The 15135-nt window shown below is 63.7% G+C and carries 14 protein-coding genes and 2 pseudogenes; 9 read left to right on the top strand and 7 right to left on the bottom strand.

The window, feature by feature from the left end:
- Nucleotides 1-278: 278 nt before the first annotated feature.
- The gene (locus HLH29_RS18860; RefSeq protein WP_182968914.1) at nucleotides 279-1217 is read left to right on the top strand and encodes a LysR family transcriptional regulator; all 939 of its coding nucleotides are present in this window, start codon (nucleotides 279-281) and stop codon (nucleotides 1215-1217) included.
- Between the two features lie 221 nt (nucleotides 1218-1438).
- Here HLH29_RS18860 and HLH29_RS18855 read toward each other — a convergent pair whose 3' ends face one another.
- A complete protein-coding gene (locus HLH29_RS18855) occupies nucleotides 1439-1768 on the bottom strand; it encodes a hypothetical protein (protein ID WP_182968913.1) in 330 nt (109 codons plus the stop codon).
- Between the two features lie 181 nt (nucleotides 1769-1949).
- Between HLH29_RS18855 and HLH29_RS18850 the strand changes: the two genes are divergently transcribed.
- Nucleotides 1950-2387 carry a Fur family transcriptional regulator gene (locus HLH29_RS18850; RefSeq protein ID WP_182968912.1) on the top strand — a complete coding sequence of 146 codons (438 nt, stop codon included), beginning with the start codon at nucleotides 1950-1952 and terminating at the stop codon, nucleotides 2385-2387.
- A 263-nt stretch (nucleotides 2388-2650) separates the two neighbouring features.
- Nucleotides 2651-2974 carry a hypothetical protein gene (locus HLH29_RS18845; protein WP_220791599.1) on the top strand — a complete coding sequence of 108 codons (324 nt, stop codon included), beginning with the start codon at nucleotides 2651-2653 and terminating at the stop codon, nucleotides 2972-2974.
- A 52-nt stretch (nucleotides 2975-3026) separates the two neighbouring features.
- Here HLH29_RS18845 and HLH29_RS18840 read toward each other — a convergent pair whose 3' ends face one another.
- The 4 genes from HLH29_RS18840 to HLH29_RS18825 form a co-directional block, all read right to left on the bottom strand.
- Nucleotides 3027-3461 (bottom strand): hypothetical protein, encoded by a 435-nt coding sequence (locus tag HLH29_RS18840; protein WP_182968910.1) that lies wholly within the window; start codon nucleotides 3459-3461, stop codon nucleotides 3027-3029.
- Between the two features lie 226 nt (nucleotides 3462-3687).
- Nucleotides 3688-5781 (bottom strand): methyl-accepting chemotaxis protein, encoded by a 2094-nt coding sequence (locus tag HLH29_RS18835; protein WP_182968909.1) that lies wholly within the window; start codon nucleotides 5779-5781, stop codon nucleotides 3688-3690.
- 452 nt (nucleotides 5782-6233) lie between these two features.
- On the bottom strand, nucleotides 6234-7616 hold the full coding sequence (guaD, locus tag HLH29_RS18830) for a guanine deaminase (protein ID WP_182968908.1): 1383 nt from the start codon (nucleotides 7614-7616) through the stop codon (nucleotides 6234-6236).
- A 73-nt stretch (nucleotides 7617-7689) separates the two neighbouring features.
- Nucleotides 7690-9882 carry an FUSC family protein gene (locus HLH29_RS18825; protein ID WP_182968907.1) on the bottom strand — a complete coding sequence of 731 codons (2193 nt, stop codon included), beginning with the start codon at nucleotides 9880-9882 and terminating at the stop codon, nucleotides 7690-7692.
- Between the two features lie 135 nt (nucleotides 9883-10017).
- Between HLH29_RS18825 and HLH29_RS18820 the strand changes: the two genes are divergently transcribed.
- Entirely contained in the window at nucleotides 10018-11403 is a 1386-nt protein-coding gene (locus HLH29_RS18820) for an amidohydrolase family protein (protein ID WP_182968906.1), read from the top strand.
- Here HLH29_RS18820 and HLH29_RS18815 read toward each other — a convergent pair.
- The gene (locus HLH29_RS18815; protein WP_182968905.1) at nucleotides 11400-12350 is read right to left on the bottom strand and encodes a PfkB family carbohydrate kinase; all 951 of its coding nucleotides are present in this window, start codon (nucleotides 12348-12350) and stop codon (nucleotides 11400-11402) included. The genes HLH29_RS18820 and HLH29_RS18815 overlap by 4 nt on opposite strands.
- Nucleotides 12351-12492: 142 nt before the next feature.
- Here HLH29_RS18815 and HLH29_RS18810 point away from each other — a divergent pair, with 142 nt between their 5' ends.
- From HLH29_RS18810 to HLH29_RS18790, 5 genes and pseudogenes are all read left to right on the top strand, one after another.
- A complete protein-coding gene (locus HLH29_RS18810; protein ID WP_182968904.1) occupies nucleotides 12493-12978 on the top strand; it encodes a MucR family transcriptional regulator in 486 nt (161 codons plus the stop codon).
- A 36-nt stretch (nucleotides 12979-13014) separates the two neighbouring features.
- Entirely contained in the window at nucleotides 13015-13953 is a 939-nt protein-coding gene (gene sppA / locus HLH29_RS18805) for a signal peptide peptidase SppA (protein ID WP_182968903.1), read from the top strand.
- Between the two features lie 20 nt (nucleotides 13954-13973).
- Nucleotides 13974-14273 (top strand): integration host factor subunit beta, encoded by a 300-nt coding sequence (gene ihfB, locus HLH29_RS18800; RefSeq protein ID WP_182968902.1) that lies wholly within the window; start codon nucleotides 13974-13976, stop codon nucleotides 14271-14273.
- Between the two features lie 170 nt (nucleotides 14274-14443).
- Nucleotides 14444-14680 carry a hypothetical protein gene (locus HLH29_RS18795; RefSeq protein WP_220791598.1) on the top strand — a complete coding sequence of 79 codons (237 nt, stop codon included), beginning with the start codon at nucleotides 14444-14446 and terminating at the stop codon, nucleotides 14678-14680.
- 18 nt (nucleotides 14681-14698) lie between these two features.
- Nucleotides 14699-15028: pseudogene (locus tag HLH29_RS18790) on the top strand (transposase); the annotation flags it as partial.
- A 6-nt stretch (nucleotides 15029-15034) separates the two neighbouring features.
- On the opposite strand, the pseudogene HLH29_RS18785 reads toward HLH29_RS18790, so the two are convergent.
- A pseudogene (locus HLH29_RS18785) lies at nucleotides 15035-15135 on the bottom strand (IS5-like element ISMex42 family transposase); the annotation flags it as partial.

Genomic DNA, 15135 nt, shown 5'->3' with positions numbered 1-15135 from the left:
CGAAACCGCAGCCAGAACACGGCTACGAAGATCCACCGACAGAGCTTTCGACATGACCGCCGGCCTCCCATCCGGCCATCATGTTGAATCACAAATACGCCCGCTTGGGTATCCCTGAAGATTCATCCAGATCGAATTCCGCTCTAACGCATCAATGACCGGATCGGGTTTCTGATGCAACAGGAGTAGCCGGGCCAAGGAGTGGGCCCTCCGATCGCTTGGGCCCCTTCCGTTCTGGCCACAGTTCTCGACAGGTTCTGAAAGGATGCGTCGGTCCAATGGATTTCAAGAGCCTCGAAGCGGTGATCTGGGTGGACCGTCTTGGCAGCTTCAAGGCTGCGGCCGAGGCCTTGCGCATGACGCAGCCGGCGGTCTCGGCTCGAATTTCCCAACTGGAGGCGATGCTTGATGCCCGGATCTTCTATCGTTCCGGTAAAAGAGTTTCCCTTACGCCCGTCGGTGTAACCCTGGTCAATTATGCGGAACGGATACTCTCCCTCAGGGAGGCCGCCGTCGCCACGATCAAGGGGCATAATGAAGAGCACGGAATCATCCGGATCGGCACGATGGAAACCGCCGTACATACATGGCTTCCTTCCTTGATGTGTGTTATTTCTGATAAATATCAGCAAGTTACAGTCGATCTTGATGTCAATGTATCCGATGAGATCCAGCGCAAGATTCTCAAGGGAATGCTGGATGTCGGCTTCTATATCGGTGCGACCAATTCCCCCATGCTGACAGAGACACATCTTTGCGATTTCGAGATGGCTCTGGTCTGTTCCGCCCATCTGGTTTCGGGTCAGGGTGGTCGCGTCGATTTGAAGACCATGCCATCCATGCCGATCATGACGTTCAGCCGCAATACGGTTCCTCATGCGATCCTGTGCAGCCTGCTGTCCCGTGAAGGAATCGTGCATCATCGCGTCTGTGCCATGAATTCGGTGCCGACGATCGTTGACATGATCTGTAAAGGGGGCGGCCTGGCGTTGCTTCCCGTCGAGGTCGTGCGTCGCCAACTCGAGCAGGGCGTACTCCGGGTCATGGATATTGGATTGAGGCTTCCGGCGATGGAATGTATCGCCGGACGCCTGGCCAAACACGGTTCCAACGTCGTTGAGGACATCGTGACGCTCGCTGGCGAGTTTATCGAACTGGCACGGAGTGGAAGAGCGGTGGACCTGCTTCCGGGAAACGGAAAGTCGTCTTTGCTGTAAGCTGGCCGGCTTTCGGAGCCGATACCCGGTTGCCGGACTATCCCGACATGTCGCTGTTGAACTGGCCATGGGACAGCAAGGCCGCCCTCGCGTGCGATACCACGGGTCCCTGTCGCCGTCATCGACGGACCCGTCCGTCACATCGGGGATCGGTGCGAAGGGGGAGGGCCGGCGTGAGGGGAGCCTGTGTCCCGCGCCAGCCAGGCACGCGCCCAGAACCGTCACGGCGGCGGCGAAGCGCGACTGCACGTAATGGTGGGGAAAGATCCACCGTAAGGCATTGCGTACCGCCGCCTCATTACCGCGCCGGGCATTTCGATATCCAGAGGGTCCAGGCGCAAACCGGCCATCCGGCTCATCGCCGCGCCGAAGGCCCGCACGCTTCCCTCAAGTTCCGAACGAAAGCCCGGAATGAGCGCGATTGGGCGTGCCGGATCACTCGGCTCGGTGCGGCAAGGGGATATCTCGCCTCCGGCGATGCACCGGATCATCCAGACGGTCAGCTTCTCGCTACAGGAGAGGTCGTTCACGGAACGCACGGATTGGCTCATTGGGGGACTCCCGGCTGGCGAAGCCGCCGATCTGCTGCCGTATCGTCGCACAATATGAGACCGAGTATTATTTGCAAATACAAACCGGTCACATCCATTTTGATTTCCGACCGGCCCGCAGGCTCGCGCCTCGCCAATCCGTTGGACGCGATTCGTGGGATCGGGTTATGCTGCCGTTGCAATGAAAACAGACGATAGACTGGATTCCCCGATCGCTGCGGTGTGTCGCGAGAAAGGGATGAAATTGACCGGACAACGGCGCACCATCGCGCACGTACTGTCCGAATCCGACGATCATCCCGATGTCGAGGAACTCTATCGCCGGGCCACGGCGGTCGATCCCCGCATCTCCATCGCGACCGTCTACCGGACGGTCCGGCTGTTCGAAGAGAACGGCATCCTGCGACGGCGGGATTTCGGTGGGGGCCGGGCACGTTACGAGACGACCGACCACGGCGATCATTTCCATCTGATCGATGTCGATACCGGCACCGTCATGGAGTTCGACGACGAGGATCTGAAGGCGCTTCTTGCCGGAATCGGGGCCCGGATGGGCTATGAAGTCGCGACGACCCGCCTGGAACTTTATGGACGCCGGCTCAAGAAAAAGAGTCGCTAGGCGATCCTGACGCCCCGCCGGTCTCAGAGCCTGACTGAAAACGCACCCAGGTGGCGATCCAACGCGCGTTTTGTCGATTTTCTAAGGTCTCGACGGCCAGAAATCCTTTCGGTTCACGACCTGGGCAACGGGGACGGCGATCGAATGGTATCGCCACAGTTACCCTGATTTTGTCAGCGCATGGTTGGCGGCATGGACCTGTCATTGTCCGGCTGGCCATGTCTGCCCGAATATGCGCGAGCATCTGGCTGCCGAGCGTGAACATGGCTGGGCGCGGAACTGGCACCGGCGACATTTTCATCGCACGGGCAGGAAACCTGCTTGTCCGGCTCTATCTGGATGCGATGAGCCAACTTTCGGCGTGTCAGTCCCGTTTCGGCCGCGCGGAGTTTGAATCCATCGTGAACGCCATCACCTTCAAGATGGTGCGGCACGCGGTTGAGCGGCGGATTTCCCTTGCCGCCCTGCTTGAGGAGGGCGGTTCGCGGCAGATGAGCGAGCGCGTTGTCGGTGTCGTCAGGCAGCGGGCGCGCCTGTATGTCGGCCGATCGATCGATTCGCTCCAGCGCCCGAAACTGGCGGCCTGATCGAGCAGTGCCTCCCATGGTCCATGACCGCCTCACCGGCGGGGGGAGGGCATCAGATCGGCAGCGCGGCCTTGTCGGGCTCGACCCAGCGTGATCGTGCGTCGGGGCTGAATAAGGTTTCCTGATTCCAGTAGGTGAGCAGCCAGTCGCTTCTGCCGGAAGGTCCGGCCATCAGAGCGTCCAGGACGCACAAAAGCGGCGTATTGGGCGGGTGGGTTTCGAGGAAGGACTTCGCGGTGCGCATCGAGGCGATTGTGATCGTTTCGTGGTAGCCGCTGGAGGACGTATTGGCGGTTCCAGTTGCAGTGTTATAGGCGCGGATCAGACTGCGCATGATGCCAGGTTCCGCGCATTCGGGCCGATGACGCAGCAACCAGAGGGCGACGGCGAAATGCGCCACATGCGTCCATTCGGCCTTGGGCAGGCTTCCACTCAGGAAACTCGCCACGAGGTCGTCGATCTCGGTGTCGTCGGTATAGGTCGTCATGACTGCATGCTTTGGGAGGCTCATCTGGCTATGTGCGCCGGTGGTGCATCCTGCGGAGGCTTTCCGTTGTTCCAATGTCCGGCCATTCTCGCTATTCAGCCCTGCCTTCAGGCTGTCCCAGGCAGGGCCGACCGGCAAATGAAACTCTTTTGAAAAAATCTCCGCTGGTTATCCGACGGCCCCCGGTTGCGTGAAAGCGCTGCCGCCCTTGGTCGTCAGGTCGTTCTTACGCCCTGTTTCTGGCCCTGTATTCGGCGAGATTTGCAGTGCTGGTCAGCCGAAAACGACTGACGAGTTGTGTCAGCTTGTCCGTCTCGCCTGCCAGGCGGCTGGACGCGGCGCGGGAATGTTCGGCAACGGCGGCATTGCGCTGCGTCACCTGATCCATGTTGCCGACAGTGATGTTGATTTCGGTCAGGGTGGCAGACTGTTCCTGCGCCGCCGTCAGGATCTGATTCAGATTATCGCTGATTTGAGCAATGAAGCTGGAAATATCCTGGAGTGCCTTTCCGGTTTCGGTGACGCGCCGCGAACCGGTCCGGATGTCTGCCGTCGTGGTCCTGACCAGGGTGCCGATCTCTTTCGCCGCCTGGGCGCAGCGCAGCGACAGTGCCCGCACTTCGCTGGCGACGACGGCGAAACCCTTTCCCGCGTCTCCGGCCCGGGCAGCCTCGACGGCGGCGTTGAGGGCCAGGATATTGGTCTGGAACGCGATGACGTCGATCGTCTCGACGATGGCGACGATCTGCTTGGAACTCTCCTCGATCCTCAGCATGGCCGTCTGCGTCTGCTGCATGATGTCGGAAGAGCTGCTGGCGGACCCGCGCGCCTGCAGGCCGACCTTCTGTGCGTCGCTGATCTGCTGGACGGAGCTGCTGACGCTTTCGGTAATTTCGTTGACCGCGGCGGCAGTTTCCTCCAGCGATGCGGCCTGCTGCTCCGTCCGCTCGGCCAGGGTTTCGGCTTCCGTCGCAAGTTGCACGGTGCCCTTGCTGATGCTGCGACCCGCGCCGGCGATTGCGGACAGGGCCTCGGCGAGCTGGTACACCGACTGGTTGAAATTCTGCCGCAGGGGCTCGAACTCGGGCGGCAGAGGATTATCGATCTGGCAGGACAGGTCACCCCTGGCCAGATTGTCCAGCCCTTCTCCCATGGTCCGGATGACATTGTTGATGTTCCGGATCTTGGTTTCTTCTTCCTGCCTCGTCTTCTTCTGGAGCTGCTCGTGCTGGTCACGGGCTTCCGCCGCGCGGGCCTCGGCCTCCCTGCTTTTCAGGAGCGTCTTGCGAAAACCTTCCAGCCCCTGGGCGACCATGCCGATCTCGTCGCCCCGTTGCGTCCCGGAAACCTGGTTGTCGTATTTGCCTCGGGTGAGGTCGGAAACCGTGTCGAGCAGGTTGCGGAACGGCGCCTTGATCAATTTTCCCGAGATGAAATAGACGACGAGCACGGAAAGGATCATCAGCAGCACGCCTGAAATCATCAGGGCGATGACGTTGTTCTTCACCGGTGCGTCCAGCGCGGCGCGGGGGATGTCGACGACGAGGGTCCAGACATTGCTGAAGCCCGGGATCTGGAAGGGGACCAGGACCCGTTCCTGCTCCCCGTCATGGAAGCCACGGATAATCCGCACCTTGCGGCTGGAAATCGCCTGCGACAGCTCGGCCTTTCCGTCGTCCTTATAGGGCTGGAGCAGGCGCTTCCTGTCGGGATGCGAGATCCAGACCATGTCTTCGGACAGGAGCGAAATGCTGTTGCTGCCGAAGACGTCGGAATTGCCGAGAAGGGTGACGATCCAGTCAAGCGGGGTATCGATCCCGGTAACGCCGATCTTCTTGCCGTCGAAGGTGACCGGATAGGAAAACGAGACCATCTCCACCCCGCTGCCCTCGTCGATATAGGGCTCGGTCAGGATGCCGGTTCCACGCTCCATCGGCAGTGTGAACCAGGTCTGGCTGTAATGTTCGTCGACGGCATTGAAATCGATCGAACCGTCCGGCTTGCGCACATAATAAGGATTGAGGATGCCGTGGCTGTTGGTCCCCGGGGCATTGAATGCCTTCTGGCCGTCGAACCCTCCGGGTATTTCCTCCATCCAGACGGCATAGAGGTTGGGGGACCGGATCTCGGCTTCGCGGAGCAGGCTGACGATTTCGGCCCGGCTGGCCGTTCCGGCCTTGTGGATTGCTTCTGCGGCCACCGAGTTGGCGCGTGCGATGTCGTTCTGGTCCAGCAATCGCCGTGTGATCTGGTCGACCAGGATCTGGCTGCGGGATGTCGCTTCGGAAAAAACGCTCTTCTCGACTTGGGACTTCATCATCCATGCCGATATCGTCACCGCCATTGCCTGTATGCTGATGAAGGCCAGCCCGCATATCAGAACAATTCGGGCGGACAGGCTGTTCCATAAGCGGCGTTCTGAATGACCTGACATGAAAGGGACTATCCTTAATTTGACTCTCATAATCTTCGATGGGAGAGAAATCACATTTCCTTCATCGGCCTGGCGGCCGCGGGCGCAAGGATGGCGCGGAAGGCTATCGGCTGCTCACCATGGACATTGTCGCGTCAGTCATGCCGAAAGATCAGGGCATATGCGGCGACGCCAGACAGATCGAGGCGCTGGCGGGGTGTCCCCGGCCCTTATGGGGGACGTCGGAAACCACCTGCCGCACCGGGCCATATCGTTTGCGATATGAGGGCATGTCATGGAGTGGTTTCGACATGACGATCCTGAGTGTTAACGGTTCCCTAACGTAACATATCGTTCGTTCATGTAAATGAAGTAATATGACCGGCGCCTCGAGCCCCCGCCGCCTCCGGGGCGTCCCGGTCGTGGACAAGTTGGCCCGCCACATAGGTTGCGCGGACGCTGCGGTCGTCCCCCAGCATCATCAATACGAACAGCAGGTCTTCGATCGTTTCGCACTGTTCTGCACGCTGGGCCATCAGCGGCGTGGCGTGTGGGTCGAGCACGCACAGATCGGCTTCCATGCCGGGGGCGATGGTGCCGATGCGGTCGTCCAGATACAGTGCATGGGCGCCCCCGGCCGTGGCCAGCCAGAAGGCCTGGGCCGGATGCAGGCGCCGTCCGGTGGATTGCGCGACCTTGTAGGCTTCGTTGAGCGTCTGCAATTGCGACAGGCTGGTGCCGGCGCCGACATCGGTGCCCAGGCCCACCCGCACCGGCCGGCGCGGGTCGAGCGCGTCGAACAGGCGGAAGGCGCCGCTGCCCAGGAACAGGTTGGATGTCGGGCAATGCGCCAGCGCGCATCCGGCCGCGTGGCAGGTATGGAATGTGTCTTCATCGACATGTACGCCATGGCCCAGCACGCTGCGCGGCCCGACCAGGCCGGCATGGGCATAGACATCCAGATAGGAGGTACGCCGGGGAAAGAGGTGGCTGATCCATTCCACCTCGGCCAGGTTTTCCGACAGATGCGTCTGCATGAACAGGCCCTCGCGCTGGCGCAGCAGGCTGCCTGCGAGGTCGAGCTGCTCTTCGGTGCTGGTGGCGGCGAAGCGCGGGGTGACGGCATAGAGCTGCCGCCCATGCTGGTGCCAGCGCTCGATCAGCGCCAGGGAAGCGTCATAGCCGCCCTGGGGCGTGTCGCGCAGGTTGGCGGGTGCGTTGCGGTCCATCAGTACCTTGCCCGCGATCATGCGGGTGTTCAGCCGGGCCGATTCCGTGAAGAACGCATCGACCGACTGGGGATGAACGGTGCAGTACACCGCCGCGCTGGTGGTGCCGGCACGCAGCAGTTCCCGCAGGAAACGCCGCGCCACGCCGGCTGCATAATCGGCGTCGGCGAAGCGGGCCTCGGTGGGAAATGTATAGCGCTCCAGCCATTCCAGAAGCTGTTCGCCATAGGCCGCGATCATGGGCAGTTGCGGATAATGGACATGGGTATCGACGAACCCGGCCGAAATGATGCCGTCGTGCCAGGTGGTGACCGGTGTATCGGGCGGCAGCGTGTCGTGCAGCGCATCGAAGGCGCCGAATCGCGTGATGTGTCCATCCTCGATCAGGATCAGGGCATCGGGCTCATGCACCAGCGCCCGGGCCGGATCGTCCAGGAAAGGATTGGCGCCGAAGGTGATGGCGCGCCCCCGGAGGGCATGGCGGGCGGGTGCAGGGGGCAGGGACGGGATCATGATCGGGTACTCGGTCTGGCACGATCCGGCCAGTGTTGCCTGTTTTGCCCCGGTGGTGAAGGCGCGGCGCACGTCACGCTGACGGCTGGGGACGATAGGACCGGGAGGTGTCGAGAAACACAGCGTTGGCGTCCAGTTCGTTCGAAATGACCAGCAGATAGGCGATGGCGCGGGTCAGTTCGATGCGGGCGCCGATATTGGGCTCGTGCGCCTCGATGGCGCGCAGGCTGGCGACGGCGGTGCGCGCCGCGCGCGCGGTGCGGCCGTGCTTGCCGGTCAGTTGCGCCATCCGCCGCAGGACCAGAAGCAGGGGGCGGCGCGCCTGGAGCGGCAACTGGTCGCGGGCCAGGACGGTGCGCACGCGGATGATGTTCAGCCCGATCGTCATGACCGACAGCGTGCCTTGCAGATAGGCTTCGATGGTGGGCGTGGGGGTGGGGCCGGCATGGCGGATCAGGCGGGCGAAACGGTCGGTGTTCAGCCCGATCCAGTCGTGGGTCTGCGGTATGGGCAGTGCCGAAGCCAGATGATGCAGGTCGTGCAGATTGCGCTCGCGCATGCGCAGGCGCTCCGCCTTGCTGCTGAAGGGCAGGACGATGCGGAAGATCAGGACCGAGAAGCCGATGCTGGCCAGCAGCGAAAGTGAGGAATTGAAATAGGCGATCTCGTTTAGTCTTCCCTGGTTCGATGGCCCGATCAGGTTGGACAGGAAGAGCGTATAGGATGCGGCGGCCCCTGCCGTGGCGGGGTTGCGGGTCGCCAGGCCGCCGGCAATCATCGGGGGTGCCAGGCAGGCGGCCAGGATTTCGAAATCCGCCGGGCGCGGCAGGATCAGGACGACCAGGACGAACGAGACTCCGACCGCCCATACCGCGCCGAGCAGGAAGTTCATGGTGGCCAGGACCGGGTTTTCGCGCGTCGCGAACAGGCCGCAGGTCAGGCCGACCATGATGATGAAGGCCAGTCCGCTTGGCCAGGCGGTCACTTCCCAGATCAGGCCGGCGGACGTGATCGCGACGGCGGCGCGGATGCCGTTATGGGCGGCTTCCTCGAGGTCGCGATGCGATTTCAGGCGGAAATGGAAGCGGTCGCCGCGAATGACGCGGTGACTGGCATCGAATTCCTCCAGTGCCTGCTGGAGTTCCGCCAGCAATTCCTCCAGCGCGCTGTGCAGGATGCGCCCATCCAGCAGCGCCTGGATCTCGGGGCTGTCGGGCGGGTGCCGGCCGTTGCTTTCCTCGGTCAGCGCATTGACGATCTGCTGGCGGCAGACGCCGCGCAGCGCGCGCAGGTCGGCCAGCACCGCCGGCAGGTCCTCGTCCTGTTTCAGGCGCGGCGGCAGGCCCTGAAGAAAGGTGCGCACCAGCAGCGAGGTTTCGGTAAAGCCCGGGTGTGCCGTGCCCAGCGCGCGCAGGCGCGCGGTCATGCCCAGGCCGCGCGACAGCAGCACCGATACCGTGGCCAGGGCGGCGCGGGCATGGTCGCCCTCGTGCCCGTGGGGGCCCATCTCGATCTCGCTGAACTCGATCTGGTCGTTGATGGTCAGGATGGTGCCGAACAGCGCGCGCGAGCGGACGAAAGCCTCCTCATTGCCGGCCAGCAGGTCGGCGATGGCGTGCGAGGTGCTGGTCAGGGCCGTCAGCAGTTTCTCGCGGATATTGCGGCGCGCGGTGTCGGCCAGGTTGTGGGACAGCAGGCCGGCGATCAGGCTTTCGCACGCAATGCCCAGCACGATGTAGGTCGAGCGCGACATGGCGATCATGAACACGTCGTTCGGGCTGCGCACCGCATCCAGCGCGATGATGGCGCAGGTATAGCCCGACAGCACCAGCGCGTAGGAGCGGAAGTTGCGCACCAGGGTCGCCACGCCGCAGCACAGGCCGATCCAGATGCCGATGGCGGGAAAGAACAGCCATGGTGCCTGCGGAAACGCCGCGACCAGGGCGACGGCGGATATGGCGCCGATGGCGGTGCCGACCAGGCGCCATCGCGCCTTCGACAGGCTTTCGCCGCGCGATCCCTGCGCCACGATCCACACGGTCATCGGCGCCCATTGCGGATCGTCCAGTTCCATCCACATCGCCAGGATCAGCGACAGGATGGCGGCGGCGGTGGTGCGCAGCGCAAAGCCGACCGCGTCGGCCTTGGGGGCATACAGCCAGCGCAGATGGCTCAGCCGTCCGGCGCCCGGCGGGCGCAGGGAACGGGGGCGCCATGACAGAAGGCGTTCCAGCACGGTGAGGGCAAAGTCAGGGAAGGCGGGCACGGGGCGTGGCGTTTCCGGCGGCAGGGGCTGTTATGCGACAGACTAGGTCAGGCATCTCCGGGACGATAGCCAGGCCGTGTATATCAGTCATAAACATCGGAAGTCGCATGGCGGGGACACCGCACGGAGGGAAGGATGACCGACCGATATTCCGCCGCGCATTCATGGGCGGACCTGCGGAACCGCGTAGTGGCCGGGGACTGGTTCCATGCCCCGTCGCCCGGCCGGCTGGAGCGGATGGACGGCGGGCTGGTCGAAATCGGCGCCGACGGGCGGATCGTCGCCGTCTGCCATGCAGGCAGCGAAGGGCACCGCGCGATGGCGCGCGCGGCGGCGCGGGCAGGCCGGCTGGTGACGCTGGACGGATTGCTGATCCCGGGGCTGGTCGATCTGCATGTCCATGCGCCGCAATATCCGCAACTGGGCAAGGGGCTGGACCAGCCGCTGGAAGTCTGGCTGCAACGCTATACGTTCCCGCTGGAGGCACGCTATGCCGACCGCCTGTTCGCCCGGCATGTCTATCGGCGCCTGGTGGCCGACCTGCTGGCGGGCGGCACCACCACGGCGCTGTATTTCGCCAGCCGGCATGTCGAGGCCACCTGCGAACTGGCCGATGCCTGCATCGCGGCCCGGCAGCGGGCGCTGGTGGGGCGGGTGGTCATGGACAATCCCGGCCAGTGTCCGGACTTCTATCGTGACGCTTCGGTGGCCGAAGGGCTGGCGGCCACCCGGGCGGTCGCGGCACATATCGAATCCCATCCGGCCAATGACGGATGGGTGCGGCCGGTGGTGACCCCGCGCTTCCTGCCTTCCTGCACCGACGACATGCTGCGCGCGCTCGGGGATCTGGCCGGGGAATGCGGCTGCCATGTCCAGACCCATTGCGCGGAAAGCGACTGGGCGCGCGATTACGGCCAGGCCCGTTTCGGGCACAGCGATATCGAGACACTGGACCGTTTCGGTCTCCTGACCCGCCATACCGTGCTGGCCCATAGCAATTTCATCACCGGGGCGGACATGGACCTGATGGCCCGGCGGGGTGCCGCGGTGGCGCATTGTCCGCTGTCGAACGCCTGGTTCGCCAATGCGGTCTTTCCGCTGCGCGCCGCACTGGAAAAAGGTGTGCGGGTCGGGCTGGGGACCGACATTGCGGGTGGCCCTTCGGCATCGATGATGGGGGCGATGCGCATGACGGTCGCCGCCTCGCGCATGCTGCGGGACGGCGTCGATCCCGACCGGCCGGCGGCGGAACGCGGCCGGCCGGGCAGCGATGTGGGCATGATCACGGCTTTTCATCTGGCCACGGCCGGGGGCGGCGACGCGCTGGACCTGCCGGTGGGGCGGTTTGCACCCGGCCAGCATTTCGACGTGCTGCGCATCGACCCCGACGCGCCCCTGGGCACCATGCGGCTATGGGGCGATGAGAGCGACGAGGATCTGCTGGTGACCGCGCTCTATACGGCGTCGCGGGCCAATATGACCCATGTATGGACCGGCGGGCTGCAAACAGGGCAGGCCTAGCCGGGCTGGGTCGCCAGCAGGCGTTCGACCTCGGGCCGGGTCGGGGCTGCTTCGGCGGCACCCTTGCGCGTCGTGGCCAGGGCTCCGCAGGCGGCGGCGTAGCGCGTGGCGCCCGCCAGATCCATGCCGGATGACAGCGCGACCGCCAGGCCGCCATTGAAGCAGTCCCCGGCCGCCGTGCTGTCGATGGGGGTGACGGCAAAGGGTGGCACGAAGCCGTGGCCGGATGCGTCGGAATACAGCACACCCCGCGCCCCCAGCTTGACGATGGCGCGCCGCAGCCCCAGCCGGTGCAGCGTGTCGGCGGCGAGGCGTGCGCTGTCCGTATCGTGCGGGCGCAGGCCGGTCAGGCGTTCGGTCTCGGTCTCGTTGGGCGTCATCAGTTCGGCGAGCGCAAACAACTCGGCATCCAACCCGTCTTCGGGCACCGGCGCCGGGTCGAGAATCAGCCGCGCTCCGGCCTGAGCGATCGCCCGCGCGGCGGCGCGCAGCGTGTCCATCGGAATTTCGCATTGCATCAGCACGATCGCGCCCGGTGTCAGCAGGGGCGACAGGCGGGCGATATCGGTGGCGTCGATGGTCATGTTGGCGCCGCCCACGACGACGATCGTGTTTTCGCCACCCGAGTCGGTGCAGATCATCGCGAGTCCCGTCAGGTCGGCCGCCGAACGATACAAGTCGTCGGGCGCGACACCGTGCCGCCGCAGCGCCGCTGCGGCGAAATCGGCCAGCGGATCGTCCCCCGTCCGGCCGACAAGCCGGACATCCGCGCCCAGCCGCGCCGCCGCCACCGCCTGGTTGGCACCCTTGCCGCCCAGGCCCAGCCCGGCATCCCGCGCGTGGAGGGTTTCCCCTGGAACGGGAAAGTGATTCAGTCGCGCGCTGACGTCGATATTGACGCTGCCGAATACGAAGATTGGGGATTTATTACTTCCTGTTACGAACACCGGCGCCTCGTTCCCGTTAAAAATTTAAAATGTTTTTGTAAGAATTATTTGTCTTCGCTATCTTTTCAAGATATTTATGATAAAGAAGCGGTGCGAATCGCTGACGTCGTAAGAAGTCATAATAACAGAATGGAATTTCGGTATGTCGGAAATCGAGCAGGGTGCATCTTTGTTGGAACTCACGGCGCAGATCGTGTCGGCGCATGTTTCGAACAACAGCGTGGTCGCCGATGGCGTGCCTGATCTGATCCGGCAGGTCTATCAGGCGCTGACCTCTCTCGGCCAGGCCGCGCCCGAGCCCGAGAAGCTGCAGCCCGCGGTGCCGATCAAGCGTTCGGTCTTCCCGGATTATATCGTCTGCCTCGAGGACGGGAAGAAGCTGAAGATGCTCAAGCGGCATCTCCAGAGCGCCTATGGCATGACGCCGGAGCAGTATCGCGAGCGCTGGGGCCTGCCGACCGATTATCCGATGGTCGCCCCGAACTATGCCGAGCGTCGCTCCACCCTGGCGCGGGAAATCGGTCTGGGCCGCAAGATCACCGCGACGGTGGAAGAAGCGCCTGCCGACAACGGTGCGGCCGCCAAGCCGGCCCGCCGCGGGCGCAAGGCCGCGGCGCCGCAGGAGTAACGGTGCGTTTCGTGCCACGGCCAGGTCGGAGATTCCATGGCTGATCCCGATCTGGTGGTGGACCGGCTGCGCCTGCGTCGGCGGTTGCTGTTCTGGCGGGTGGGGGCGGTCGCCGCGTTCGTCCTCGCCTGGCTGGGCCTCGGCGGTCATGCGCTGTTCCATCATGGCGCCCTGATCGGGGGCGACCATCTGGCGCGGGTTCGGGTGTCCGGCATCATCGGGTCGGACAATCGCAAGCTGATCGACCTGATCGACCGTGCCGCGAAGGCGGACACGGTGCGGGGTCTGGTGCTGTCGGTCGACAGTCCGGGCGGTTCGGTCAGCGGCGGCGAGGCCCTGCATGATGCGGTGGCCCGTTTTGCCGCGCGCAAGCCGGTCGTGGTGACGATGGGCGGAGTCGCGGCTTCGGCGGGGTACATGATCTCGGTTCCCGCGCAGCGCATCTTTGCCAGCCAGTCGACCCTGACCGGGTCGATCGGGGTGATCATGCAGGCGCCGGATGTCTCCGGCCTGCTGGAGCGGGTGGGCGTTCGCGTGGACGAACTGGTCTCCGGCCCGATGAAGGGGCAACCTTCGGTCGTTCAGCCGCTTTCGCCCGAGGGGCGGCAGATGCTGCAGGGCGTGGTGGCGGATCTGTTCGACCAGTTTGTCACGATGGTGGCCGACGGGCGGCATATGCCGGTCGACCGGGTGCGATCGCTGGCCGATGGCCGCCCCTATACCGGCCGGCAGGCGCTGCCGCTGGGATTGATCGACCAGATCGGGACCGAACGCGATGCGGTGACCTGGCTGGCGCGCAAGCTGAGCTTGTCCGAGACGGTTCCGGTTCTCGATCTGAAGGTTCCGGCCGACCGGGACTGGATTCCGCGACTGACGCGCAGCATGCTCGGTGTCATTCTTGGTGAGGAATGGGCGGGATCTGTGGTATCGCAAGGTGTTGCGCTCGACGGAGCGGTTGCGCTCTGGAAACCTTGAATCGAAACGGGACAAGACGGATGACCAAATCGGAGCTGATCGCCGAACTGGCTGCGGCCAATCCGCATCTTCTCGGCCGCGATGTCGAACTGATCGTTCAGACGATTTTCAGCGAGATCAGCGCGGCGCTGGCCCGGGGCGACCGGGTGGAGCTGCGCGGATTCGGCGCATTCACGGTCAAGAAACGCGATGCCCGTACCGGCCGTAACCCCCGCACCGGCGAAATGGTGGCGGTGGACGAAAAGGTCGTCCCCTTCTTCAAGGCGGGCAAGGAACTGCGTGAACGCGTCAATGGCGGCGTCGAACCCGGCGCCGACTGATCGTTCCGGCCCGGTGATCGCGGGACGGGGTGTCCTGGGTGCCGGATAGAATGTTCTTGATATGTTCTGATCGCGGCTGCTACGAATCCTTCTCCACGAGCGGTGCCGGACCGCGGAGGTGCGTAAGGGTGTGGGACGTAATCTCTGGATTTCTTGTTGTATGCGTTGCGGTGTCGTGTGTCGCCCTGCCGGCATGCGCCGGCACCCGCCATGCGCCGCATCATCATCGCCGCACGGGGCTGGCGGCCCATCTCTGCGCGTCTCATGACGCTGTGATCGGCACCCATGGCCACAGGCTGCGGACCATCGGCCACCGGCAATATTTCGCCCCGATCGGGCAGGCCATGTATTATCGTGACAAGGCGCACCGCTGCCAGCTTGGCCGCACGGGCCGCCGACATAGCTGACAGGGTAAGGCAACCTGCGGCCTGGACGTCCATCTCGTAATGGACAACTCCGCCACGCACAAAATCGCCGTGACGAAGACCTGGCTGGTCCGTCGGCCTCATTGGCATGTTTATTTCACGCCGACATCGGCTTCCTGGTTCAATCAGGTAGAGCGCTGGTTTGCCGAGTTGACATGCAGGCAACTCCAACGCGTGCATCGCTTCACGACCGATCTCGTCGCGTTCATGGACGCGCATAACGAAAATCCCAAACCATATCGGTGGGTCAAATCCGCCGATCAGATCCTCGCATCCATCAAACGCTTCTATCACAAGACAATGAACCGGACCTCAGATTCAGATGACTAGGCCCTGTTAGATCTTGATCCAATCTGCGGCGGCTGCGAGGTGAAGGATAGCGAGGAACGAGGTGGCGGTCTTTTCGTATCGGGTTGCGACGGCGCGCCATTCCTTCA

Origin of the sequence: Gluconacetobacter tumulicola (genome assembly GCF_014174215.1) — a bacterium.
Classification (GTDB): Bacteria; Pseudomonadota; Alphaproteobacteria; order Acetobacterales; family Acetobacteraceae; genus Gluconacetobacter; species Gluconacetobacter tumulicola.
Note: the sequence above shows the minus strand (reverse complement) of the source record. Positions and strands in the feature narration are given on the sequence as shown.

Excerpts from the sequence above, each read along its gene's own strand:
- guaD (WP_182968908.1), bottom strand. The coding sequence starts at position 7,616 with ATGATCCCGTCCCTGCCCCCTGCACCCGCCCGCCATGCCCTCCGGGGG.
- HLH29_RS18845 (WP_220791599.1), top strand. The coding sequence starts at position 2,651 with ATGGCTGGGCGCGGAACTGGCACCGGCGACATTTTCATCGCACGGGCA.
- HLH29_RS18855 (WP_182968913.1), bottom strand. The coding sequence starts at position 1,768 with ATGAGCCAATCCGTGCGTTCCGTGAACGACCTCTCCTGTAGCGAGAAG.
- HLH29_RS18810 (WP_182968904.1), top strand. The coding sequence starts at position 12,493 with ATGTCGGAAATCGAGCAGGGTGCATCTTTGTTGGAACTCACGGCGCAG.
- HLH29_RS18850 (WP_182968912.1), top strand. The coding sequence starts at position 1,950 with ATGAAAACAGACGATAGACTGGATTCCCCGATCGCTGCGGTGTGTCGC.
- HLH29_RS18840 (WP_182968910.1), bottom strand. The coding sequence starts at position 3,461 with ATGACGACCTATACCGACGACACCGAGATCGACGACCTCGTGGCGAGT.
- HLH29_RS18820 (WP_182968906.1), top strand. The coding sequence starts at position 10,018 with ATGACCGACCGATATTCCGCCGCGCATTCATGGGCGGACCTGCGGAAC.
- sppA (WP_182968903.1), top strand. The coding sequence starts at position 13,015 with ATGGCTGATCCCGATCTGGTGGTGGACCGGCTGCGCCTGCGTCGGCGG.
- HLH29_RS18835 (WP_182968909.1), bottom strand. The coding sequence starts at position 5,781 with ATGATGAAGTCCCAAGTCGAGAAGAGCGTTTTTTCCGAAGCGACATCC.
- HLH29_RS18860 (WP_182968914.1), top strand. The coding sequence starts at position 279 with ATGGATTTCAAGAGCCTCGAAGCGGTGATCTGGGTGGACCGTCTTGGC.
- ihfB (WP_182968902.1), top strand. The coding sequence starts at position 13,974 with ATGACCAAATCGGAGCTGATCGCCGAACTGGCTGCGGCCAATCCGCAT.